Genomic DNA, 23,022 nt, shown 5'->3' with positions numbered 1-23,022 from the left:
TCAGCCCACTGTGTAGCGTCGAGGATCGGTGGCAGGCCCATGGTCTATTCGCTCCGTGTATGACCGGTTGTTCGTCAACCCATTATCTACCCGTTCCTTTCGATTGCAGTAATTTGGGTAATGACAAGGGGGATGAGGGGGTGAGGCGCTACTGAAAAACTCTCAATTGAGAGTTCAATACGGGTCGCGCCAGAAATATCGCGCATGCGACTGTCGCGTGATTGTCGGGGCCGGACATGAGCCAATGAATGCCCGTCTGCAGATGCGCTAAACAATTACCGGAGATCAAATGAGAAAGGCGCCAGGTTGTTCCTTGCGCCTTCCTGAATATCACGTCGATACGAGGCCGCCGCCCTAGGCCTGCCCTGACCTCAGCTGCCTGACGGCCCCGCCTCGTCGTCCTGAGGCTCGCTCTCGTTGTGGCGATTGGACAGTTCGACCAGACCGCTGCGGATCTGGTGCTGTGCCTGGGATACGCGCTCATCCAGCACCCGCAGCACCTGCTCGGCGTAGCCGTCCGCGCCGCGCCGAATGTCGGCGGCCTCGCGCTGGGCGCGCTCGATGATCGTGCGGCTGCGCCCCTCGGCGGCGCGCGACACCTCGCTGGTGGAAAGCATGTCGTTCGCCTGCTGGCGCGCAATCTCGACCAGCCGGTTGGCCTCTTCCTTGCCCTGCGCGATGATGCGGTCTTTCTGCTGCTGAATTTGCCGCGCCGTCTTGACCTCTTCCGGAATTGTCGTGCGCAGTTGATCGACCAACTCCAGCATCGCATGCTCGTCGATCAATCGCAGGTTGCTCAGCGGCATCTTGCGGCTGTCCTGCACGAGTTTTTCGAGCTTGTCAACGAGGAAGAGAATGTCCATGGATTCGGCTCCGGGTTGGTCAGTCGTTTGAGAGTGCGACCATTTTGACTTGCGCGCGCGCCTCGACGTCCATGGCGCGCAGTTTGTCCCGCATGGCGATCGCCACATGCGGCGGCACCAACTGGTCGATATTGCCGCCGAGCATCGCGACTTCTTTGAGCAGGCTGGAACTCACGTAGCCGTAGTCGCTGTTGGTGATGAAGTTGACGACATCCACGTCGGGCATCAGGTGCCGGTACATCAGTGCCTGCTTGAACTCCAGTTCAAAGTCCGACACGTCGCGCAGGCCGCGGATGATGACGGTGGCGTTGCGGTCGCGCGCAAAATCCACCGTCAGTGTGTCATACGACGCAACCTGGATGTTGCGCATGCCCTTGAACGCCTGCCGCAGCAGTTCGAGACGTTCCGCGACCGAGAACATGACGTTTTTCGACGGCCGCGCGTACGCGGCCGCGATCACGACGTCGAAGATGCGCGCCGCGCGGACGGCAATATCGATATGGCCGTTGTGGATGGGGTCAAAAGTGGCCGGGTAGACGGCAATGGTCATACGTTGTTATCCCCCGTGTTGGCTTCCGGCACGGCATAAATGGATATGCACGACGCGCCGAAACAGCGGTACTTGATCCGCTCCAGCAGGCCGGCGGCCTCCGGCATATCCTCGTGCTTGTGATGGCCGATGCACACCACGCCGTCCGGCGCCAGCCAAACGCCGCCGGCGATGCGCTCCAGCAGGGCGGCCGAGACGCGCGCCGGATACGGCGCGTCCATGAACAGCAGGTCGTACGCCACCGGTGTGCCACCCAGGTACTGCTCCACCGTACGCATGTGAATCCGCGCCTGGGCGTCGAAACCGAGCCGCACAAGGTTCTCGCGCAGAACCCGGCAGGCGTCGCGATCCTGCTCGACAAAATCCACGAACTCGGCGCCGCGGCTCAATGCTTCGATGCCGAGCGACCCCGATCCGGCAAACAGGTCGAGCACGCGTCCGCCGACGCCATCCAGCGCATCAAGCATATTAAAGAGCGAGCCCTTGACGATGTCCATCATCGGGCGGGTGCTCATGCCGCGCGGGGCGCGCACCTCGCGCCCGCGCGCCGTGCCGGCGATAACGCGCATAACGGTCCCTAGCTCAAGTCGCCGCTGGCGCGCAGCCGCTGCGCCAGCCGGCGCGCCAGCAGTTCGTGCTCGGGCGCCTGCAGTTCGGGATCGCGCGCAAACAACGATTGCGCTTCCTGCCGCGCGTCCTCGAGCACGCGCACGTCGGTCAACTGGGCCACGTGCAGGTCGGGGATGCCGGACTGACGCGTGCCGAAGAACTCGCCCGGTCCGCGCATTTTCAGGTCTTCCTCGGCCAGCCGGAAGCCGTCCTGCGTCTGCTCCATGATCGCCAGGCGCTGCAAGCTCTGCTCGGTCTCCGAGTCGGCCAGCAGGACGCAGTACGACGCGTGCGGGCCGCGCCCGACCCGGCCGCGAAACTGGTGCAACTGTGACAGCCCGAAGCGGTTGGCGCCCTCGATCAGCATGACGCTGGCGTTGGGCACGTCGATGCCAACTTCCACGACCGACGTCGATACCAGAATGTCGTACTCGCGGTTCAGGAACCCGCGCATGACGTCGTCTTTTTCGCTGCCCTTCATGCGCCCGTGCAACAGGCCCAGCTTGAGCGTCGGAAACACATCACTCTCGAGCCGCTTGTGCTCGGCGACCGCGGCCTTCGACTCTAGTTTATCCGATTCTTCCACGAGCGGGCAAATGACAAACGCCTGGCGGCCCTGGCGCACCTGTCCCGCGATGAACGCATAGGTGCGCTCCCGCTCGGACGGCGCGCGCACCGAGGTGACGATCGGCTGGCGGCCGGGCGGCAGTTCGTCAAGTACCGACAGGTCCAGATCGCCATACAACGTCAGCGACAGCGTGCGCGGAATCGGCGTGGCGGTCATCACCAGCATGTGCGGGTTGAAACCTTTTTGCCGAAGCGTGGCGCGCTGCTCGACGCCGAAACGGTGCTGCTCGTCGACTACGACCAGGCTCAAGGCCTTGAAGTCGACGCCGTCCTGGATCAACGCGTGCGTGCCGACGACGATCTGTGCCGCACCGTTCGCGATCTCCGCTTTGACGGCATCCTTCTCTTTCTTCGACTGCGAGCCGGTCAACAGACGAATGGCTACCGCGCCGCCGAACAGGCGTGTGAACGTGCGGAAGTGCTGGTCGGCCAGGATTTCGGTTGGCGCCATGATCGCGACCTGACGGCCGTTGTGCAGCGCGACCTGCGCGGCCGCGGCGGCCACCACGGTCTTGCCGGCGCCGACGTCGCCCTGCAGCAGGCGGCTCATGGGAATCGGCTGGCCCATGTCGCGCCGGATTTCATCGATGACGCGCTGCTGCGCGCCGGTCAGCGGGAACGGCAGCCCGCCAATGAACGGGTCGAGTGCGTGTTCGTCGCCGGGCAGCGGCAGCGCCGGCTGCGATTGCCACTGCTTGCGCTGGCGCAGCACGTTCATCTGAATCAGCAGGAACTCGTCGAACGCGAGCCGCCGGCGCGCCTTCTCGAGCATTTGCATCGATTCCGGCGCGTGGATTTGCCGGAGCGTGGTCGGCAGGTCGAGTAGCCGCGCCCGCTGGCGCATCCCCATGGGCAAATGATCGGCCGCGGTCCCGGCAAACGTATCAACGGCATGCCGGATGATCTCGCGGAATGTGCGCGGGTAGACGCCTTCGGTCAGGCGGTAGTGGGCGATAATCTTGCCGCTGCGCAGCATGTCCGGCTGGACAAGCTCCCACTCCGGCGCGCTCATGACGATCCGGCCAAGGTGCTCGCCGACGCGGCCGCTGACCGAGATGAGATGGCCGGGCCGCAGGCGCTGCCGCAGGTACGGAGCCTGGAAATAGCGCGCGATAAATGCGCCCGTGTCGTCGCTGATGGTCACATCGGTGATACGCAGCCCGCGGCGCGTTTCGAAGGTCTTGACCTCCGTCACGGTGCCGATGACCGTCACGTCCTCGCCGAATACCAGGTGGTCGATCGTCTTGAGCGCCGAATAGTCTACGTGCCGGCGCGGGTAGTAGTTCAGCAGATCGTCGACCGTCGCAATGCCGAGCTTGGCCAGTTTCACCGCATTGGCGGCGGCGACGCCGCGCACTGCGGTGACCGGCACCGACAGGTTGGCAACGGGCGCGGCGCGCGCAGGCGCTCGTTCGCGCCGGGGCGGCGGCACCGGGCGTGCGCTGGCGGCCGCTGGCGGCGCGGCCGGCCGGGGCGTCTGCGGCGGCTGAGATGCCGCGGTCGGTGCACGCGCCACGGGGCCGCCGTCGGCCAGCATGCTGAGGACACGGCGCAGCGATTCCTCACGCTGGGGCACCTCCAGAGCGGCATAGCCGTCAAGGCCGGCCGCAATGGCGCCAACGCGCGCCCGCTCGTCATCGCCGGTGGATTGCGCCAGCGACTGCTCGCGCCACACGAGGACGAACGATTCGAGTCCGTTGATGACCGCACGATTGCCGCAGCCGCTGCGCAGTTCATGCTGCAGGATTCTTTCCAGTCGCTCGTAATTGATCAATGCGTCTAAAGGCCTCGCTCAGGATTGGTCATCATTGTAACAAATCGCGGACAACGCGCAAGCGGCGAGCACTCCTTACAGCAATTCTCAATTTGGCTTTGGACGGGTACTTTCCAATGCCGCTTGCGATGCGCTGGCTCTCAGGCGCTTGTGACGCAAGCTGGCCCGCCGAAAAAGTGGCGCTGCCCTCCCCGTTAGCTTTTCCCCTGCTCCCCCGCGCGCGCGGGGGAGCAGGGGCAGGGGATGAGGGGCATATTGGCAGCCGACTCCAAAATGAGAATTGCTGCACTCCTTACGCGGACGGGTGCGGCGCCGATTGCACGACCGCGATGCCGACTGCACCGACGCCGGTGTGCGTGCCGAGCACCGCGCCGACTTCGGTCACAACCATGCGGTCGCGCGGGTGAAACGCGCTGAGTCGCGCCGCCAGCGCCTCGGCTTCGCCGGGCGCCTGCGCGTGCAGTACCGCCACTTCGTCGCACGGCGCGAACAACTGCGTCATCTCGGCCAGACGCGAGACGGCGCGCCCCCACGTGCGAATCTTCTCGACCGGCTTGACTTCGCCGTGGTCGATCGCGATGATCGGCTTGACGCTGAACATGGTGCCCAGCATCGCCTCCGCCTTGCCAAGGCGGCCGCCTTTGAGCACATTGGTCAGGTTTTCCAGCAGCGCCAGGACACGCAACCGCTCTCGCGCATCCGTCACCGTGCGCACGATGCTGTCGAACTCCTGTCCCGCCTGCGCGGCGCGGGCGGCGATGACGGCCAGCCATCCGATCCCCATAGAACACGATCCCGAATCGATCGTCGCGATTGGGATGCCGGTAATCTCCTTGGCGGCGAGCGTGGCGGATTGCAGTGTGCCGCTCAGCTTGCCTGCGAGATGAACGGACACAATTGCCGATGCGCGAGTGGCCAGTGGTTGGTACACCTCCAGAAATGCCCCGACCGAGGGCTGCGACGTTTTCGGCAGTTCCGGGCTGGTGCGCAGCCGCTGGAAGAACTGCTCGTTGTTCAGGTCGATCCCTTCGCGAAACATCTCGGTGCCGAAATGCACGTTGCACGGCACGACATGAATCTGCAATGCGTGAACAAGGCTGGCCGGCAAGTCGCACGTGCTGTCGGTTACGATTGCGATCGGCTTCATGGTCGTGCGGCCTCCTTCCGCGCCGTGGGGACGCACGCGAAGGACGCAGCGCTCACTTTTGCGACACCACGCAGACGCCGATGGCGCCCGGACCGACGTGCGCGCCGATGGCGGCGCAGGTCTGGGCGATGATAATGCGCTCGCGCGGATGGTGGGGCGCGAGCAGGTTGACGACCTCGTTGGCGGCCTCCGGCGAGGCGGTGTGCATCACGGCGATGTCCTCGAACGGCATATAGTGACGCGTGATGTCGACCAGCCGCTCCATCGCTTTGCCGCGTGTGCGCACCTTCTCAATCGGGATGACCTCGCCGCCCTCGATGCCAAGAATCGGCTTGATGTTCAGTATGGTGCCGAGAAACGCCTGCGCCTTGCCGATGCGCCCGCCGGCGCGCACGTATTCCAGCGTTTCGAGCATGGATGGGATGTGCAGCCGCGGGATCATGTCCAGCACCAGGTTAAGGATGTCAGCATACGATTCGCCGCGCTGGGCCGCCTCCGCCGCGGCGATGACCATCCAGCCGAGGCACATGCTGGCATTGCGCGAATCGATGACCGTGATGTGCGCCTCGCGCGCTTCGTTCATCTCGCGCGCGACCGTCAGGGCGGCGTTGTAGGTGCCGCTCAGCGCCGACGAGACGTGCAGCGCAATGATGTCGCGTGAATCGTGGGCGACCCGCTGAAACGTCTCGCGGAACGCGCCCGGCGACGGCTGCGATGTCTTTGGCAGGATGCTCGTGCCGTCGCGTATGAGCCGCGCGTAGAACTCGGTGGCCGTCATCGTGACGCCTTCCTGGAACGTCTCGGTGCCGAAGTGAATATTCATCGGCACGACGGTGATATTGAGCTCCTTCTGGATCTCGGGCGGGACATCGCATGACGAATCGGTGACGATCTGGATCTGGCCCATTCGGACTCCTTATCAGGACAAACGCAACTCTTCGACGACGCGCCCTTCGGCCCAGGCCGGCACGGCTTCCAACCCGGGTCGGGCGCCGCGAAACTCCGCGCGCGCCGCGCGCATCGGCGCGCTGAATACAGTCGGGTCGTGCCCGGCCAGGTAGGACTGCGGATCGGTCATCTGCTGCAGGACATGCTTTGCGCGCTGTAATGCGCTAACCGGGAAAACGCCGGCGCGAATGTAGCGCTTCACGTCGCTGAGCGACATGGTGGTTTCGGCGTAAAGCCGCGCCATCTGCTCGTAGAACTTCTCCAGCGGCAGGCGTGTCGGCACGACGGCATGCGCCAGGTCGAACAGGTGGTGCTGGCCGGTCGTCAGTTGCGCGCGCTGCGCCGCGAAGATCTCGGTGCCGGGCAGCGGCGTCATCACGGTGAACTGCGGGAAACCGACGCGCATCGTCTTCACGTAGTCAATCAACTGCGAAAAATCGGCTTCCACCCACGATGGGTCGACGATGAACGCGCCCCAGATGTGCACGCCGTTCTCGTGCAGGATGCGCGCCGCCTCGGCGTTGACGCGCACGCTGCTCGACTTGTGCATCGCGTCGAGCTCGGCCTGCCGCGCCGCCTCAAAGCCGATGAAGGCGGTGAACAGCCCGGCTTTGGCCCACTGCTCGATCACGTCCGGTCGCCGCACGACCGAGTCCGAGCGGGTCTGGAACGAGAAACGCAACTGGAGGCCGTCGCGCGCGATACGGTCGGCCAGCGCCACGGCGCGCGGCATGTGCTGCAGGAAGTGGTCGTCGGCGAAGAAGACCGAGCGCGCGCCGTCGGGCAGCTGCGCCAGTTCCTCCATCACGCCGTCGGTCGAACGGAAGCGCGACGCGCCGCGATTGAAGTTCCACACCGAGCAGTAGTTGCAGCGGAACGGGCACCCGCGCGCCGTCTCAATCGGCACGGGCGGGTCCCAGAACCAGAAGAAATACTGGTTGCGATACTTGCCGACCAGGTCGCGTGCCGGATGCGGCGTCGTGTCCAGCGTCTCCAGCGCATCTTCGGGGCCGCTGGCCGCCCAGTGCCCGTTCGTGCGCAGGTACAGGCCCGACACATCCGCCACGGGCCGCTGGCCGCTCAACTGGCGGCACAGATGGCGCACGGCCTGTTCGCCGTCGCCGGTCAGCACCGCGTCGACGGCCGGGTTGGCGAAGTCGTCCGGGCACATGGTGGCGTGGTGCCCGCCGACTACGACAAACGCAATGGGATTGTGTCGCTTCACAGCCCGTGCAATGCGCAGCATCTCCGGCGCGTCCGGTGTGTAGCCGGTGATGCCCACCACGGACGGATCGAAGTCGTCCAGCAATGCTTCCAGTCCGTTGTCGTGGCGCATATCAAGGATGCGCGCTTCGTGCCCGTCCAGCGCCACGTTGGCCGCGATGGTCTCCAGCGCGAGCGGTTCGACGCATATGAAGCGACTCAGCCCGAGCACACGCGCGTGCTCCTGCGGCTCGATCAACAGTACCCTCATGATTTGGCCTGTGCCGCATCGCCGGGCAGGGAGACCAACCGGACCGACTCAACGGTTCCCGGCTCGCCCTTGCGCTGCATGACCAGCGGTGGGGCTGATTCGATCACGGCCCGGCTGCCGAGCAGTCCGGCCGTATTCTGGTCGAGCAGAATCTGCCCGCTGCCCGCAAACTCGGCCAGCCCTCTGGCTGCATTAGGCGGGACGCCCAGGATGGTGTAATCCATCGCCTGATCGGAGCCGACGTAGCCGACGACCGCGTCGCCGGTGTACACGCCGATGCCGAGGCTGAACGATTTTAGCTCGGGCTGCTCGTCCTGCAGCGCCGCGAACGCCGACTGCATCTGCACGGCGCTCTGCACGGCGCGCAGGGCGTCGTCCGGGTAGGGAACCGGCGCGCCGAAGAACGCGGCGAACGCTTCGCTCATGGTTTTGTTGAACGTGCCGCGATGCGCGAAGACGACCGGCACGAGCCGCGCGAAGATTGTGTTGATCAGGCGGATGACCGCCTGCGCATCGTGGCCGGGCATGTAGCCGGGAAAACCGCGTATGTCTGCAAACAGCACGCTGACGCGGCTGGACTGTCCGCTGACATACAGGTTTGACTGCTTGTGCGACAGCAACTCGTTTGCCACGTCCTCGACCACATAGCGCGAAAGCGCCTGGCGCAGCAGCACGTTCTTCTGCTCAAGCTCGTCATGGTACTGCTTCAGGCGCAGTAGGGCGCGCACGCGCGCAACCAGTTCCACGCGATCGATCGGCTTGTTCAGGAAGTCGTCGGCGCCCAGCTCGAACCCACGCACCTTGTAGGCTACGTCCTGGAGCGCTGTCAACATCAAGATCGGCACGGCGCGGGTGCGGTCTTCGGCGCGCAGCCGGCTGAGCACCGTGAAGCCGTCCATGCGCGGCATGACGCCGTCCAGCACGATCAGGTCCGGCATCTGTTGCGATACAATGGACAGGCACTGCTCGCCGTCGTCCGCTTCGATGACCTGATAGCCGTATAGTTCCAGGCTGCGGCGCAGCATGATGCGGCTGACGGCGTCATCGTCAACCACCAGCACCAGCGATGACGGGCGATTTGTGGCTGAGCTCATCCGGCTACTCCTCTGACATGGCGTGTTCAAGCGCGGCCTTGGCGCGGGCGTACTCCGTTGCGGCCTGGGCAGCCAGTGCACCTGCGCCGTCGGTCAGCCCGGCGCGGCCCAAATTCTCCAGTTCGAGGCAGCGCGCCGCCAGCGCCTTGACGCCGAGCGATGCGCTGCCGCCTTTCAGCTTGTGCGCCGACTGCCGCAAGGCTTCGGCGTCGCCGCGCGCGATCGCCTGGCGAATCGCCGGCAGTAACTCTTCAGTCTGCGCGAGATACGCCGTGATCAGCCGCCGGATGAATGAGGCATCGCCGGCAGACATCTCTTTCAGGTCCGCGATCACTTTCACATCCACGCTGGGCAGCTCACCCGCCGGCTCGGCGGCTGAGGCGCCCGCTGCTGCCGGCCTGGCCGCGGTCGCGGCCGGCAACCATACCGAGAGCACGGCTTGCAGCTTCTCCAGGGTGACGGGCTTGGCGATGTAGTCGTCCATGCCGGCGGCCTGGCACAATTCGCGGTCGCCCTGCATGGCGTGTGCAGTCATGGCGATGATCGGCAGGTGCGCGCCGGTGGCGGCCTCGGCCCGGCGAATCGCCCGCGCCGCTTCGTAGCCGTCCATGTCCGGCATCTGGCAGTCCATCAGCACCAGCCCGTAGGTGTGGTTTGCCACACCGGCGACGGCTTCGCGGCCGTTTCCGACGACATGCGCGGTGATACCCAGGTGCCGCAGTTGCAGTACGGCCACTTCCTGGTTGACCGGGTGATCTTCGGCGACCAGCACGGCCGTGCCGGGCGCAAACCGGGCCGGCGCAGTGCTCTCGGCGCGGGTCGCCGCTGTCGCGGCGTCGCCCGCGCGGCTCGCGCTGCCGGTCAGCTCGTGCATGGCGCGCGCAATAGCGTCGAACAGGAACGACTGCTTGATCGGCTTGGTCAGGTAGGCGGCGAAACCGATCCCCAGCGCGCGCTCGCCGAGACCATGCTCATCGAACGCCGTCAGCAGGATCAACTTCGTGCGCCGCAGCGCCTCGTCGTCCCGCACGCGCTGCGCGAAGCGGAACCCGTCGGCGCCGGCCATGACCAGATCGACAATCGCCACATCGTACGGATTGCGGGCGGCGACCGCTGCCCGCATGTCGGCCAGGGCGTGCTCGGCGCCGGCGGCCTCGTCGCACGCCATGCCCCATGATTCAATGTAGCGCCGCAGGATGCTGCGGCTGGCATCGCTGTCGTCCACGGCGAGCACGTGCAGCCGCGCCAGGTCGGCCGGCAGCGCGCCGACCGGCGCCGCCAGTGCCACACGCTCGAACCGGGCGGTGAACGAGAACGTCGAGCCGGCGCCTTCCGCGCTCGTGACCTCGATCGTTCCGCCCATCAGTTCGGCCAGACGTTTGACAATCGAGAGGCCGAGACCGGTACCGCCAAAGCGCCGCGTCGTGGAGCCGTCGGCCTGTGTGAACGGCTCGAACAGGCGCGGCAGCGCCGCGGCCGCGATGCCGACGCCGGTATCCTGGACCGCGAAGCGCAGCGTGATCTGGTTGTTGTCCTGCTGCGCAATCTCCGCCGTGACGACGACCTCGCCGCGCTCCGTAAACTTGACGGCGTTGCCGATCAGGTTGATCAGCACCTGCCGCAGGCGCACCGGGTCGCCGCGCAGGGAGGTCGGCACATCCGGCGCAGTGAACGTCAGCAGCGCAAGGTTCTTCTCGCGCGCACGGGGCGCCAGCAGCTCGGCGGCTTCCTCGAGGGCGATCAGCGGCTCGAACTCGATGTTCTCCAGCCGCATCTTGCCCGCTTCCATCTTCGACAGGTCCAGGATGTCGTTGATGATCGTCAGGAGCGTGTCGCTGGCGTTGCGAATGCTTTCGACATAGTGGCGCTGGTGCGCTTCCAGCACGGTGTTGGCCAGCAGGCCGGTCATGCCGATCACGGCGTTCATCGGCGTGCGGATCTCATGGCTCATATTGGCCAGGAACTCGCTCTTGAGCCGCGCCGCGTCGAGCGCCGCATCGCGGCCGGCCTGGGCCTCGGCGATCAGCCGGGCGTTGTACAGGGCGATCGACGCCATCTGCGCGAACTGCTCCAGCGCGTGCACGTCGTCAAAGGTGAAATAGCGGCCGCCCTTTTCGTGCGCCACGCCGAGCACGCCGATGACCTCGCCGCCGGATGTCAGCGGGACGGCCGCCACCGCGCGGATGAAGTCGCTCTGGTCGCCGTCGGGGCGCCGGTGCCAGGTGCGGTAGTCGTCGAGCACGAGCGGCCGGCCTGTTTCCCACACCGCGCCAGCCAATCCACTGCCGCGCTCGATCGGTCCCGACGACAGGCGACCGGCCAGACCGGTGCCGACGGTCAGGCGCATCGCCTGCCCATCGCGGTCGAGCAGGTGAATGAAGCCGCCGGGGGCCTGGAACAGCGCGTTGGCGCGCGCAAGCAAAGTACGCAGGATCTCCGTCGTGTCGCGCTGCGCGATCAGCGCCAGCGCGGTTTCGTTCAGCGCGCTGAGGAACTCGTTCTGCTGGCGCATGCGTTCTTCGGCGCGCGTGCGCTCGATGACTTCTTCCTGCGCGGCAAAAAACAACTGCGCGTTGTCCAGCGCGATACTGGCCAATTCCGCGAACTGGATGACCTGGTCGACTTCGAGATCGCTGAAGACCGGCTCCGCGGCGGTGTGGCCCAACCCCAGCACGCCCAGCACTTTGCGGCCCGACTTCAGCGGCACGGCCAGCAACGAGCTCAACTGGTCGAACACCGGATCCGCGAACCGTCCCGGCCACTGCGCATAGTCGTTCAGGGCCAGCCGTTCGCCGTTCTGCCATGCCGCGCCGGCCGCGCCCTGTCCCGGCCGTATGACGTCGCCGTTGCGCTGGCGGAAGAAACCGGTGCCGACGACCATCGTCATGCTCTCGCCGCCCGCATCCAGTTGAAACATGAAGGCGTGCGAGGTGTGCGAGAGGCTGGCGGCGCGCGCGACGATACTCTCCAGCAGTTCCGAAAGGTCCAGGCGGTTCATCAGTCCGAGCGCTGTTTCGTGCAGGGCCGACATGAACGAGTTTTGCGCGGTCAATTGCGTGTTGGCGACTGATAACTGCGTCGTGCGCGCCTGGATGCGCTCTTCAAGTTCCGATACCAGCTGCAGGTTGGCGGTGGCGGCGGCGGCCTGCCGGGCCAGCGCGACAAACTGGCGCAGGGCGTCGTCGGTGACGCTCGTCGGCGCGGCCAGGTGCAGCATGATCATGCCGATGCGCTGCCCGGCGGTAATCAGCGGCACGCTGACCACGGTGCGCGCGCCGGGGACCCGTATGACGCCCTCGCGCGAGCGATCATCGATGCGCAGGTCCGTCTCCGTGTCTTCGATGACGATCGGCTCATCGTCGGCGAACAGCCACTGAAGCGACGTGCTGCGCACCGGGATCGCGTCGGCGCCACAGGCGAGCAGTCGCTCGGGCCGGCTGGCGACGCTGAGCGCGAACTCGGGCACAACCTCGGCGGTCCACGGCTCGTTGAAGTACAGGATCGCGATGCGGGCTGCGTTGCGTCCCAACTCGGTGTGGCCGCCCAGTGTCTCCAGGATATCGGCGAACGAGCGCGCCGTGTTCATGCGCGCGCTGGCCTCAAGGCTGCCGCTGACCTGTTGGAACAATTGCATGCTCTCCGCGGCCACGGCAATCAGGCTGGACAGGCCTTCCATGCTGAGCTGGTCATCCACGCTGAGCCGATCGCCCGCGTGGCCGATATCGAGCACACCGATCACGTCAGCGCCCAGCCGGATGGGCACGGCCAGCTCGCCCGACGATTCACCACGCGCGCCGGGTTCGGCCAGCACCGAGCGCCCGGTGATTGCCGCCTGAAGCACGATGCCGTCGGCAGGTTTGCTGTCGACGGTGGAGGCCAGCGGGTGTCCCACGGTCGCCTCGGCGACGAGCCACGGACGATCGGCCGCCCGCGACCAGCGGTAGATGCGCACCTGATCGTAACCGAAATGCGAGACAACCAGCGCGGCCGCCTGACGGTACAGCCCGTCCAGATCGGCGGCCGATCCGAGCACCTGCGCGATGCTGCCGGCCACGGCGGCCGACTGCTCGGCTTGTCGCCCGCGCCGCGCCAGCAGTTCGTGCAAGCGGCGCTCCAACTGCTCGCGCTCGGAAAGCTCGCGGGTCGCCGAATCGTACAGCCGCTCGTTTTCCAGGGCGATCGCACCGACCTCGACAAACTGCTCCAGGTGCGAAACGTCGATCGGCGTGAGCGCGCGCGCATCGTCGTAGCCGATGCCCAGCACGCCGATGATGCGCGCACCGAGCGCCAGTGGCACGGCAGCGAACGTCGCGGTGTCCGCTTCAGTCTCGCTGGCCGCAGCGACGCCGGGCGGGCGCCATGCGGCAATGACTGTGCTGCGCGATTCCCAGGCCGCGCCAATGGCTGATTGGACCGCTGCGGGCAACAGGCCGCCGGCGAATGTGCCGGAGCCGGATTGCAGCGCCATCGGCCGGCCGGCGCCTTCCGGCCACACGACGCAGACGTGCGCTGTGGCGGCAAGCGCGGCCGCGCGCTCGACCAGCACGCTGAGGGTTTCGGCCTGCCCGCGCTGATTGATGAGGGCGATGGTCGTTTCACGCAGCGCTTCCAGGAATCGGGACTGGCTGCGGACGGCGACCTCCGCCTGGCGCTGTTCGGTGGTATCGAGCGCCAGCGACGCCACGCCAAGCACGCGCCCGCTATCGTCAATCAGCGGCGTGTGATGCCACTCGCAGATGAGCGAGCGACCGTCGCGGGTGCGGTTCTGCATGGTGGCGACGAAACCGCCCGTTTTCAGCGTGCGCGTGACCTGCTCGGTCAGGTCGCGCGGGTCTGATGCGATCAGGCCGGCCGCGGGCCGGCCGAGCATCTCGTTGCGGCCGTAGCCGAAGAGCCGCTCGGCGGCCGGGTTCCAGTCGATGATTTCGAGCGCCGGGCTCCACTCGATCGCCGCCAGCGGCGTCTGCTGGAACAGCAGCGACTGGCGCACCTGCGATTCGCGCAGCGTCTGATGCAGCATAGCCTCGGCGTGCTTGCGCTCGGTGATATCGCGGGCCACGGCCTGAAAGCCGACGATGCGCTCGCCTTCGGTGAGCAGTTGCACGTTCTGGCCGACCCAGACCTCGCGCCCGTCCTTGGCCTGGATAATGAACTCCAGGTAGGTGGATGGCACCCGATGGGCAAATTGCCGGCGATAGTGATTCTGCGCCTCACGTCGGAAGGCCGGATGCACCACGTCGAGGTAATGCCGTCCCATCAATTCGCGCAGGTCATAGCCCAGCAGGTCGGTGACCACGTGATTGTAGAAGGCGAAGCGGCCGAACTCGTCGGTCTGGTAGATGATGTCGCTGGCCCGGTCAACCACGTCAACGAGTCGGCGGTCGCGCGTGCGCATTTCTGCTTCCAGCCGCTTCTCGTCAGTGACATCGTGCGCGGAGATGACCAGGTGCGAGATCTCGCCGGACGGGCCGCGAATGGCCGTCGAGGCCGAGCGAATCGTGCGCCAGTCGCCGCGCTGGTGGCGGATGCGGTACTCGAGCTGCCGTCCGATGCCGGACTCTGCGGCTGCCTGCGCGGCCTGCATAACCTTAGGGCGGTCGTCGGGGTGTATCTGCTCGAAGGCCCAGCTGCCTTTGAGATCGTCGGGGCTGTAGCCGAGGACCGTCTGGTATGACGGGCTGTTGTAAATCCGGTGACCGTCGCGGTCTACCACGGCGATCAGTTCGGCGCTGGTATCGGAGATCAAGCGGTAGATGCCGTGCTGCTCGTGGAGGTCATGCACCTCGCGGCGCAGGCGGGCGGCTTCCTGGTCGCGCCCGGCCAGGGCGATGGCCAGCTTCAGGGCCTGCCCGGCCAGCGGGCCGCTGAGGGTATCCGGATCCGGCGTGTCGTCGGGCAGGCCATCGGGTTGAATGACCAGCGCCGGGCCATCGATTTCGGCGCGGATGCGAAGCGCGACGGTGCGGGCGTCGATGGCTCCGCCCAGACGGCGGTCGATGAGCGTCAGCGCTGGCCGGTATTGATCGGCCAGCGCCAGCGCCTCCGCGCCGGTCGCTGCCTGCAGGCAGGGGGCGTAGCCGAGCGCGGTCAGCTCGGCGCGCCAAGCGTCAACGACTTCGGTGCGGTCGCTGGCCAGCAGTGCGGCGCCGGTTCGGGTGTCCATAGCGATGGGGAGCGCGGCTCGGCGACCGGACCGCCCGTCGTGCATCGGCGCCGGCGGGGCGGCTCGCGGGCCGGGGCTACCCGGCCTCTTCGAAGATCACCATGCCGATTGCATCGGTCCCGACATGTGTTGCCAGCGCGGGGCCGTACATGGCGATGTCGATCTGCGCGGCCGGCGTTTGCTCGTGGATGCGGTCGATCAGCTCTTTGACCTCGGCCTCATTGTTGGCATGCAGCACGGTCAGCCCGCGCACGTGCGGGAACTCAAGCGTGAACTCCGCCAGCTTCTCGATCGCGCGCTGCCGCGTGCGGACTTTTTCCAGCGGGATCAACTCGCCGTCCTCGATGGCCAGCAGCGATTTGGCCGTGGGCGCCACCCCGGCTACTGCCGGCGCCAGGCGCAGCCGCCCGCTGCGGATCAACGGCTCGGTGGTTTCCGTAAAGAAGACCAGATACACGTGCGGGATGAGTGTGCGCAGCGAGCGCACCAGTTCCTCGATCGGCATGCCGTCGCGCGCCATCTGCGCCGCGCTGATGGCCAGATACCCCAGGCCGCGCGAGGCCGACAGCGAGTCGAGCACCACGATCTTCTTGCGGCCGATGTATGGCAGTGCGCCGCGCTCGGCCATCGTGACCGTCTGGCTCAGCTTGGACGACAGGTGAATCGACAGTACCGCGTCGGACTCGCGCACGAGTTGGCCGTATATGTCCGTGAATTCGCGCACCGTCGGCGGCGACGTCGTCGGCAGGTGCTTGACGCCGCGCATGCGCTTGACCAGCCTGGGCGTGTCCACATCCACGCCATCGCGCAGCACATCCTTGCCCAGATGAATGTTGAGCGGTACAACGGTGATGCCCAGTGCCTGGGCCACGGCTGGATCGAGGTCCGCCGTGCTATCCGTGACAACTTGAACGCGAGCCATAAGTAAGTGCCTGGCGGCAGCGTCTACTCTGCCGAGAGAATGTAGTGAATGTGCGGCTGTCCGCCGCTGACGACGTCCACCTGCAAATGCGGATAGGCGGCGCGCATGTCGGCCGCCAGCCGGTCGGCATCCGCCTGGGTGACATCCTGGCCGTAGTAGATCGTCACGATCTCGCTGTGCGCGGCATTCATCTTGCGGATGATGTCGAGCGCGACGACGTTGTGGTCGTTGCCGGCCACGTTGAGCGCGCCGTTCACCAGCCCGATGATCTGCCCGTCGAGGATATCCAGGCCGTCGAGCGACACGGTGCGCACCGCGCGTGTGATCTCGCCGGTTGCCACGCGCTTGATGGCCGCCGACATCGCCTCGGCGTTGGCGTCCAGGTCGGCCTGGAAGTTGAACGCCAGCAGGGCGGCGATGCCCTGCGGCACCGACGTCGTCGGGATGATGCGGACCGACTTCGACGTCAGGCGGCAAGCCTGCTGCGCGGCCAGGATGATGTTCTTATCGTTCGGCAGCACGACGATCTTCTCGGCATCGATGTCTTCCACCGCCGACAGGATGTCCTGCACGCTCGGATTCATGGTGGCGCCGCCCGACACGATGCGGCTCGCGCCCAGCGATTCGAACACCTGCTGCAGGCCCGAGCCCGACACGACCGAGATCGTGCCGATGCCGCTGATCGACTCCGCGGCGATCGGCGGCTTGCGCTGCTGCGTGAGCAGAATCTCCTGATATTGCTCTTCCATGTTCTCGACAATGACCTTGGAGACGATGCCGGCGGACACGCAGTAGTCCAGGATGGGGCCGGGCGTCGGCGCGTGCGCATGCACTTTGATCGTGCCGGCGTCGCCGACGACGAGCACCGATTCGCCCATCGCTTCGATTTTGGCGCGAATCGCCGCGACGTCGAGGTGCTTGCCGCGGATGATGCACTGGATGTCGAAGCCCCAGCCTTCCTCGGCCTGCAACTGGGTCACGTCGGCCTTGCGGCCGGCGGCGCCCGGTTCGTACTCGACGCGCTCGCCGTTGATAAACTTGAGCGCGCCCTGCAGGATGACGTACAGCCCCTGGCCGCCGGCATCGACCACCCCGGCTTTCGCCAGCGTGGGCAGCAGTTGCGGCGTGCGCGCGACGGAGTGGCCGGCCTCCGCAGTCGCACGCGTGAACACCTGGCGCAGGTCGTCCGAGTCGGCTGCGGCCGTGGTCGCGGCGTCCGACAGTTCGCGCGCCACGGTCAGGATGGTGCCTTCGACCGGTTTCTGCACGCCCTGATAGGCCAGCCGCGCGCCCTCGCGAAATGCGCGGGCCAGATCGGTGGCGGCAAACGTCTCGCGCCCGTCAATCGCATTGGCCATGCCGCGCAGGAATTGCGAGAGGATGACGCCGGAATTGCCGCGCGCGCCCATCAACGCGCCTTTGGCGGCTGCCTGCAAGGCCTCGCCGGCCGAGTGGTTTGGCGACTGCGCGATCTCATCGTATGCCGCTTGCAGCGTCAAGAGCATGTTGGTCCCGGAATCGCCGTCCGGCACCGGGAACACGTTCAGGTCGTTGATGGACTGGTGGTTGATGCCCAGCCAGGCGACGCCGGCCTGCAACAGCATACGAAACTGTGGCCCCGTGCAGGCCAGCCATGGTCGGCCGCGCTCAATGGTGGGCGAGTCAACGGCAGGGTTGGCGCTCATGAGTGAATCGGGTATTCCTTGCTGATGAGAGGCGGCCTTACTGCTGGCGCCGCAACCCTTGCACATGCACGTTGACGGCCTCGATCGGCTGCCCGAGTGAGCGTTCGACGACGAACTTGACGCTGTGCTGGATCTCCTCCGCGACGATCATCAATCGCGTACCGGCCTGCAGGACCACATACAGGTCAATGATGATCGCCTCGCCGACCGTATGCACCTCGACGCCGCGGTTGCGCTGCTCGATGTGCAGCAGTTGGGCCAGCCCGTTGCCCACGTTGGGCGAGGCCATGCCCACTACGCCATAACATTCGAGCACCGCCTGTGATGCCAGCGAGGCGATGGCGGTGGGCGACACTTCGATGCGGCCGGATACGATATCGTTCATGGTGTCTGCCAATTTTGCTAAATGTGTCCCTCGTGATAAACTGTTTGAGACAAACGAACCGTTGAAAGGGGTGAAGTCCGTTGGCTAAATGCTATGTTTGCGGCCGTGGCGCGCAGTATGGTCACAAGGTGAGCCATTCCAAACGCCACACCAATCGCCGCTTTGATCTCAATATCCAGAAGTCTACCGTCCGTGAGGCTGGCAAGGCCAAGCGGGTGGACATTTGTACTCGCTGCATGCGTTCGCAGGTCAAGTCCTAGATCGATTCTCGGCTTCAAAAGAAACGCAAGGCCAGTCCCCGACTGGCCTTTTCTAATGTTTCGAGGCCGACTCGCGCAATTGGGCAATGGCCGCCGCCACACCGTTCGGATGGCTGAATACGGCGGTGCCGGCGACCAGCACGTCGGCTCCGGCGGAAACGGCGTCTCGCGCCGTCGCAGCATCCACGCCGCCATCCACACAAAGCTCGATGGCCTGGCTGCCAATCATCCGCCGCACCGCCTCGATCTTGTGCAGCATCGGCCGGATAAATCTCTGTCCGCCAAAGCCGGGGTTGACGGTCATGACCAGCACCTGGTCGACACTGCCGAGAATCGCTTCCAGTTGAAAGGCCGGGGTGCCCGGATTGACGGCCACGCCGGCGAGCTTGCCCAGGTGCTTGATCTGCTCGATCGCGCGGTGCAGATGCGGAGTCGCTTCGACGTGCACAACGATGGTATCGGCGCCCGCTTTAGCGAACGCATCGATATAGCGTTCCGGCGCCTCGATCATCAAATGCGCGTCAATGCGCAACCGGGTGGCGCGGCGCACCGCCTCAAGTACCATCGGGCCGATCGACAGGTTGGGAACGAAGCACCCGTCCATGGCATCGAAGTGCACAACATCGGCGCCGGCGTGTTCCACCGCGCACATCTGCTCGGCCAGCCGGCCAAAATCGGCTGCGATGACGGAAGGGGCTAGTTTCACCATCACAAATCAAGGCTATGATAGCATATTGACTTGGCGGATTGCAAGGAAAATCGAAAATTGGTACTAACTTACCAGTTGGCGCCAAACGTGAAGCCGGGCGCGTTAGTTGTCTAATTATTGTGCGTTTGGGCAGCGTGAATCTCGCGCAATTGGCCGCATCCAGCGTTGATATCGAGACCGCGCCCAATGCGGATGGTGCAGGGGATGCCGCGCTCTTCGAGCTCCGCTTGAAATTGGTGTGCGCGCTCGCGGCTGGTCGGCTGCAGCGGTGAGCCGGCGGTTGGATTGAGCGGGATCAGGTTCACGTGAGCAATCAGCCCACGCAGCAATGCGGCCAGCGCGCGCGCCTGCGCGATGCCGTCGTTGACGCCGCTCATCAGCGCGTACTCGAACGTCACACGCCGGCGCGTGCGCTGCTGGTAGTCACGCACGGCCTGCATCAGCCGCGCGATCGGGAAGCGCTTGTTGATCGGGACCACCTTGTCGCGCAGTTCATCGGTCGGCGCGTGCAGCGAGACGGCCAGGTTGACCTGCAGCGACTCCGCCGCCAGCCGTTCAATGCCGCTGACGATGCCGACCGTGGAGATCGTGATATGCCGCGCGCCGAGGCCGAATCCGGTCGGATCGGTCAGTCGCTCGACGGCGGCCCAGGTCGGATCATAATTCACGAACGGTTCGCCCATGCCCATGAACACGACGTTGGTGACGCCACGCGCGTGGCGGGCCGACGGCGTGTTGACCGGTCCCTCGTGGGCGCGCAGGCGGCGCGCCATGAACAGCACCTGGGCCGTGATCTCGCCGGCCGTGAGGTTGCGCGTGAAGCCGGCCTGTCCCGTTGCGCAGAACGGACAGTCCATGGCGCAGCCGACCTGCGTCGAGATGCACACCGTCCGCCGCTCGTTGTAACCCATCAACACGGTCTCGATGGTCTGCCCGTCAGTCAGACGGAACAGCACTTTCTGCGTGTATCCGTCGCCGGAGGTCAGCTCGGCCGCCGTCTCAATCAGCGGAATAACGGTTTCCGCGCTGATGCGCTCGCGCAGTCGCAGCGGGAGATTGGTCATCTCCCTTGCATCGGTCGCCAGTTCAGTGTATAGCCACGCCCAGATCTGCTTGGCGCGGTAGGCGGGTTCGCCCCACCGTGCGAGTAACTGTGTCAGTTCAGGGAAGGTGAGGTCGAGCAAACGGATTGGCTGGTTCATTGGTCGGTCCTGCCGCACGCACAAAGAAGGGCACAGATGACTGTGCCCTTCGGTCCGCGAGTTTGGACGATCTTGTTAGCGGCTATCGCGCCGTCCGCCCACCCCGAGCAGAATGAACGCGTAGTACAGGATCTGCGAGAGCGCCTGCGCCACCGCGGCGACGTAGGTCAGCGCGGCGGCGGTCAGCACGGCCTTGACGCCATCGGATTCGAAGCGCGACACCAGGCCGTTCGTGCTCAGCATCGCCAGGGCGCGGCGCGAGGCGTCGATCTCGACCGGCAACGTGACCACGGCAAATACCAACGCCAGCGAGAAAATGCCCAGTCCGAACCACGCCAGGCCGGTGAAGCGTAATACGATGCCCAGGATGACCAGAATCGGACCGAGCATTGAGCCGATATTAACCGCCGGCACGATGGCTACCCGCGCGCGCAGGGGCAGGTAACCGGTGGCATCCTGCATCGCATGTCCGATCTCATGCGCCACAATGGCGATCGACGCGACGGATGGCACATTCGCCACGCCGCGCGACAAATGCAACGTCTTGCTGGACGGATCGTAATGATCCGTCAATTCGCCGGGCGCACCCTCCACATTTACTCCACTCAGTCCGTTCGCCTGTAAAAGCCGCTGTGCCGTCTGAATACCGGTCATGCCGCGCTCATTGGGAATGCGTGTGTACTTGTTGTAGGCTGATTGCACCTTCCATTGTGCGAATAAGACAAGCAGGATCGCCGGCAATGAAAAGACAAAGTACATCGGGTCGAAAAAGAACATGTAGGTACCTCCAATCACCCGTGCTGGTACCTACTATACCATGAATATATTGGAAATCGATAGGTTCTGATTAGAGTTGGATTAATAGTTAATCTCCCGCCAGGCAAGCAAGATCGGGCAGCCTCACATTGCTTATTATTTGCCCGACAATACCCCAAGCCGCTGCATTGCCATCGCCAGCATGAAACCAATCACCATCAACTGCCCGAAGCGGCCATGTAGTGCCGCCGTGCGACGAATCAGTGTGTTCAACACGCGCGGCTCGTCGCTGGTCGCTTTCTGAGCGTTCGCAAGCGCGACGGGCGCCGTGAGGCAGGCTACCAGCACCCAGGCTGGTGCGAAACCGGTGAGGACAAGCGCGGGAAGCGTGACGTACGCGGCCGCCACCAGCAGGTAGTACTCTCGGTTGCTCCACGTGCGGCCGATGAAGGTGGCGAAGGTGCGCTTGCCCAGCGAGCGGTCGCCCTCAATGTCGCGCAAGTTGTTCGCGTGAAGGATGGCCGCGACGAGGAAGGCGATCGGCAGGGAGAGCAGGAAGATGCGCAGGTCGGCAGTCCGCGCCTGTACGAAGTAGCTGCCGAACACCATGACCGGGCCCATGAACAGGAAGACCGTCAACTCGCCGAGGCCGATGTAGGCCAGCGCGGCTGGGCCGGCCGTGTAGAAGAAACCGGCAGCGATGCTTAGGATGCCGAGGACCAGGATGAACGGACCACTGATCCAGGTCAGATAGACTCCGATCGCCGCGCCGAGCGCGAAAAGCGTGATGCCGCCGGCCAGCATCTGCCGCGGTGTGAGCAGTCCTTGCTGGATCACGCCGCTGGGCCCGAGCGAATTCGGGCCATCCACACCCTTGACGTGGTCGTAATAGTCGTTGACCATGTTGGTGGCGGCATGAATCGCGACGGAACCCACCAGCGTGAGCGCGAAGAGCACGAGGTTGAATGCGCCGTCGAACGCGGCGATGACCGTGCCGAGCAGCACGGGCGTCACCGACGCGGTGAACGAAAATGGCCGAGTCGCTCGCCACCAGACCGACAACCTCTGCTGCAACGCCGACTCCGGCTCGGCCGAGCGCGGCGCCGGCCGCCAGGGCAGCAGGCGCCGCTCGACTTCTTCCAGCGCCAGGTTGGAGAGCCAGCCGAGCAGGGCGACGACGATCAATCCGGCGAACATCGTGTCGATGTTGAACGACTGGTACGACAGCCAGATCAGCGCGCCGATGCCTTCGCGCGAGCCGAGGAACTCCGTACCGACGATCACGGTGAGCGCGAAGCCAAGCCCCAGTTTGGCGCCGGTCATTATGGCCGGCAGCGCACCCGGCAGCGCGACCGTCCAGTACAGATCCCAGCGGCGCGCACCCAGGTTGCGCCCGACCTCAAAGTAGCGGCCGTCCACGGCGAGCACGCCGGCCACCGTGTTCAGCAGCACCAGGAAGAACACGCTGATGGCGATGGTGATGATCTTCGAGGTTTCGCCGATGCCGAACAGTATGATGATCAGCGGCAGAATGGCGATCTTGGGGATCGGATACAACGCGGCGGCCAGCGGCTCGATGGCGTAGCGTGCCGGCCGCCAGATGCCCATCAGCATGCCGAGCGCGACGGCGGGCGCCGCGCCGAACACGAACCCGACCAGCACGCGTGCGACACTCACCGAGGTGTGCCGCAGCAATTCCCCCGATTCCAGCAGCTTCCAGAAGGTGACGGCGACCGTGCTCGGCGCGGAGAAGAAGCGCGCGTCGAGCGTGCCCGAGTTGACCAGCGCCTCCCAAACCAGCAGGAGCAGCAGCGGCGAGATGAACGACAGCCAACGATCCCTCATGATGGCTTC

At 65.4% G+C, this 23,022-nt stretch carries 17 protein-coding genes; 1 reads left to right on the top strand and 16 read right to left on the bottom strand.

Annotated elements, in window-relative coordinates; genetic code table 11:
* Window positions 1–371 precede the first annotated feature (371 nt).
* The 12 genes from HZB53_05135 to HZB53_05080 all read right to left on the bottom strand — a co-directional run bounded on the left by HZB53_05135 (window position 372) and on the right by HZB53_05080 (window position 18,241).
* Complete coding sequence (locus HZB53_05135; GenBank protein MBI5877016.1) at window positions 372–863, bottom strand: hypothetical protein; 492 nt, start codon at window positions 861–863, stop codon at window positions 372–374.
* 19 nt (window positions 864–882) lie between these two features.
* On the bottom strand, window positions 883–1,413 hold the full coding sequence (coaD, locus tag HZB53_05130; GenBank protein MBI5877015.1) for a pantetheine-phosphate adenylyltransferase: 531 nt from the start codon (window positions 1,411–1,413) through the stop codon (window positions 883–885).
* The gene (gene rsmD, locus HZB53_05125) at window positions 1,410–1,982 is read right to left on the bottom strand and encodes a 16S rRNA (guanine(966)-N(2))-methyltransferase RsmD (GenBank protein MBI5877014.1); all 573 of its coding nucleotides are present in this window, start codon (window positions 1,980–1,982) and stop codon (window positions 1,410–1,412) included. The genes coaD and rsmD overlap by 4 nt, the downstream gene beginning before the upstream one ends.
* An 8-nt stretch (window positions 1,983–1,990) precedes the next feature.
* A complete protein-coding gene (recG, locus tag HZB53_05120; GenBank protein ID MBI5877013.1) occupies window positions 1,991–4,423 on the bottom strand; it encodes an ATP-dependent DNA helicase RecG in 2,433 nt (810 codons plus the stop codon).
* A 292-nt stretch (window positions 4,424–4,715) separates the two neighbouring features.
* Window positions 4,716–5,570: a DegV family protein gene (locus tag HZB53_05115; protein ID MBI5877012.1), complete on the bottom strand. Its 855-nt coding sequence runs from the start codon at window positions 5,568–5,570 to the stop codon at window positions 4,716–4,718.
* 52 nt (window positions 5,571–5,622) lie between these two features.
* Entirely contained in the window at window positions 5,623–6,477 is an 855-nt protein-coding gene (locus tag HZB53_05110) for a DegV family protein (GenBank protein ID MBI5877011.1), read from the bottom strand.
* Window positions 6,478–6,489: 12 nt separating this feature from the next.
* The gene (locus HZB53_05105) at window positions 6,490–7,992 is read right to left on the bottom strand and encodes a cobalamin B12-binding domain-containing protein (protein ID MBI5877010.1); all 1,503 of its coding nucleotides are present in this window, start codon (window positions 7,990–7,992) and stop codon (window positions 6,490–6,492) included.
* Window positions 7,989–9,086: a response regulator gene (locus HZB53_05100; protein MBI5877009.1), complete on the bottom strand. Its 1,098-nt coding sequence runs from the start codon at window positions 9,084–9,086 to the stop codon at window positions 7,989–7,991. Before HZB53_05100 ends, HZB53_05105 begins: the two co-directional genes overlap by 4 nt.
* 4 nt (window positions 9,087–9,090) lie before the next feature.
* A complete protein-coding gene (locus HZB53_05095; protein MBI5877008.1) occupies window positions 9,091–15,249 on the bottom strand; it encodes a PAS domain S-box protein in 6,159 nt (2,052 codons plus the stop codon).
* Window positions 15,250–15,325: 76 nt separating this feature from the next.
* The gene (locus tag HZB53_05090; protein ID MBI5877007.1) at window positions 15,326–16,171 is read right to left on the bottom strand and encodes a DegV family protein; all 846 of its coding nucleotides are present in this window, start codon (window positions 16,169–16,171) and stop codon (window positions 15,326–15,328) included.
* 23 nt (window positions 16,172–16,194) lie between these two features.
* On the bottom strand, window positions 16,195–17,856 hold the full coding sequence (locus HZB53_05085; GenBank protein ID MBI5877006.1) for a DAK2 domain-containing protein: 1,662 nt from the start codon (window positions 17,854–17,856) through the stop codon (window positions 16,195–16,197).
* 37 nt (window positions 17,857–17,893) lie between these two features.
* Entirely contained in the window at window positions 17,894–18,241 is a 348-nt protein-coding gene (locus HZB53_05080) for an Asp23/Gls24 family envelope stress response protein (protein MBI5877005.1), read from the bottom strand.
* 80 nt (window positions 18,242–18,321) lie between these two features.
* On the opposite strand from HZB53_05080, the gene HZB53_05075 reads away from it, so the two are divergent.
* Window positions 18,322–18,501: a 50S ribosomal protein L28 gene (locus HZB53_05075; GenBank protein MBI5877004.1), complete on the top strand. Its 180-nt coding sequence runs from the start codon at window positions 18,322–18,324 to the stop codon at window positions 18,499–18,501.
* Between the two features lie 52 nt (window positions 18,502–18,553).
* Here HZB53_05075 and HZB53_05070 read toward each other — a convergent pair whose 3' ends face one another.
* The 4 genes from HZB53_05070 to menA form a co-directional block, all read right to left on the bottom strand.
* Complete coding sequence (locus tag HZB53_05070; GenBank protein ID MBI5877003.1) at window positions 18,554–19,210, bottom strand: ribulose-phosphate 3-epimerase; 657 nt, start codon at window positions 19,208–19,210, stop codon at window positions 18,554–18,556.
* A 110-nt stretch (window positions 19,211–19,320) separates the two neighbouring features.
* On the bottom strand, window positions 19,321–20,412 hold the full coding sequence (rlmN, locus tag HZB53_05065) for a 23S rRNA (adenine(2503)-C(2))-methyltransferase RlmN (protein ID MBI5877002.1): 1,092 nt from the start codon (window positions 20,410–20,412) through the stop codon (window positions 19,321–19,323).
* A gap of 75 nt (window positions 20,413–20,487) precedes the next feature.
* Complete coding sequence (locus HZB53_05060; GenBank protein ID MBI5877001.1) at window positions 20,488–21,189, bottom strand: zinc metallopeptidase; 702 nt, start codon at window positions 21,187–21,189, stop codon at window positions 20,488–20,490.
* Between the two features lie 135 nt (window positions 21,190–21,324).
* Window positions 21,325–23,013, bottom strand: a complete 1,689-nt coding sequence (gene menA / locus HZB53_05055; GenBank protein MBI5877000.1) for a 1,4-dihydroxy-2-naphthoate octaprenyltransferase — start codon at window positions 23,011–23,013, stop codon at window positions 21,325–21,327.
* Window positions 23,014–23,022 lie beyond the last annotated feature (9 nt).

Source organism: Chloroflexota bacterium, from assembly GCA_016235055.1.
In the GTDB taxonomy this organism is placed as follows: Bacteria; Chloroflexota; Anaerolineae; order JACRMK01; family JACRMK01; genus JACRMK01.
Note: the sequence above shows the minus strand (reverse complement) of the source record. Positions and strands in the feature narration are given on the sequence as shown.

Coding starts and splice junctions, on each gene's coding strand:
- HZB53_05135 (MBI5877016.1), bottom strand. CDS start 863: ATGGACATTCTCTTCCTCGTTGACAAGCTCGAAAAACTCGTGCAGGAC.
- coaD (MBI5877015.1), bottom strand. CDS start 1,413: ATGACCATTGCCGTCTACCCGGCCACTTTTGACCCCATCCACAACGGC.
- rsmD (MBI5877014.1), bottom strand. CDS start 1,982: ATGCGCGTTATCGCCGGCACGGCGCGCGGGCGCGAGGTGCGCGCCCCG.
- HZB53_05115 (MBI5877012.1), bottom strand. CDS start 5,570: ATGAAGCCGATCGCAATCGTAACCGACAGCACGTGCGACTTGCCGGCC.
- HZB53_05110 (MBI5877011.1), bottom strand. CDS start 6,477: ATGGGCCAGATCCAGATCGTCACCGATTCGTCATGCGATGTCCCGCCC.
- HZB53_05105 (MBI5877010.1), bottom strand. CDS start 7,992: ATGAGGGTACTGTTGATCGAGCCGCAGGAGCACGCGCGTGTGCTCGGG.
- HZB53_05100 (MBI5877009.1), bottom strand. CDS start 9,086: ATGAGCTCAGCCACAAATCGCCCGTCATCGCTGGTGCTGGTGGTTGAC.
- HZB53_05095 (MBI5877008.1), bottom strand. CDS start 15,249: ATGGACACCCGAACCGGCGCCGCACTGCTGGCCAGCGACCGCACCGAA.
- HZB53_05090 (MBI5877007.1), bottom strand. CDS start 16,171: ATGGCTCGCGTTCAAGTTGTCACGGATAGCACGGCGGACCTCGATCCA.
- HZB53_05085 (MBI5877006.1), bottom strand. CDS start 17,856: ATGAGCGCCAACCCTGCCGTTGACTCGCCCACCATTGAGCGCGGCCGA.
- HZB53_05080 (MBI5877005.1), bottom strand. CDS start 18,241: ATGAACGATATCGTATCCGGCCGCATCGAAGTGTCGCCCACCGCCATC.
- HZB53_05070 (MBI5877003.1), bottom strand. CDS start 19,210: ATGGTGAAACTAGCCCCTTCCGTCATCGCAGCCGATTTTGGCCGGCTG.
- rlmN (MBI5877002.1), bottom strand. CDS start 20,412: ATGAACCAGCCAATCCGTTTGCTCGACCTCACCTTCCCTGAACTGACA.
- HZB53_05060 (MBI5877001.1), bottom strand. CDS start 21,189: ATGTTCTTTTTCGACCCGATGTACTTTGTCTTTTCATTGCCGGCGATC.
- menA (MBI5877000.1), bottom strand. CDS start 23,013: ATGAGGGATCGTTGGCTGTCGTTCATCTCGCCGCTGCTGCTCCTGCTG.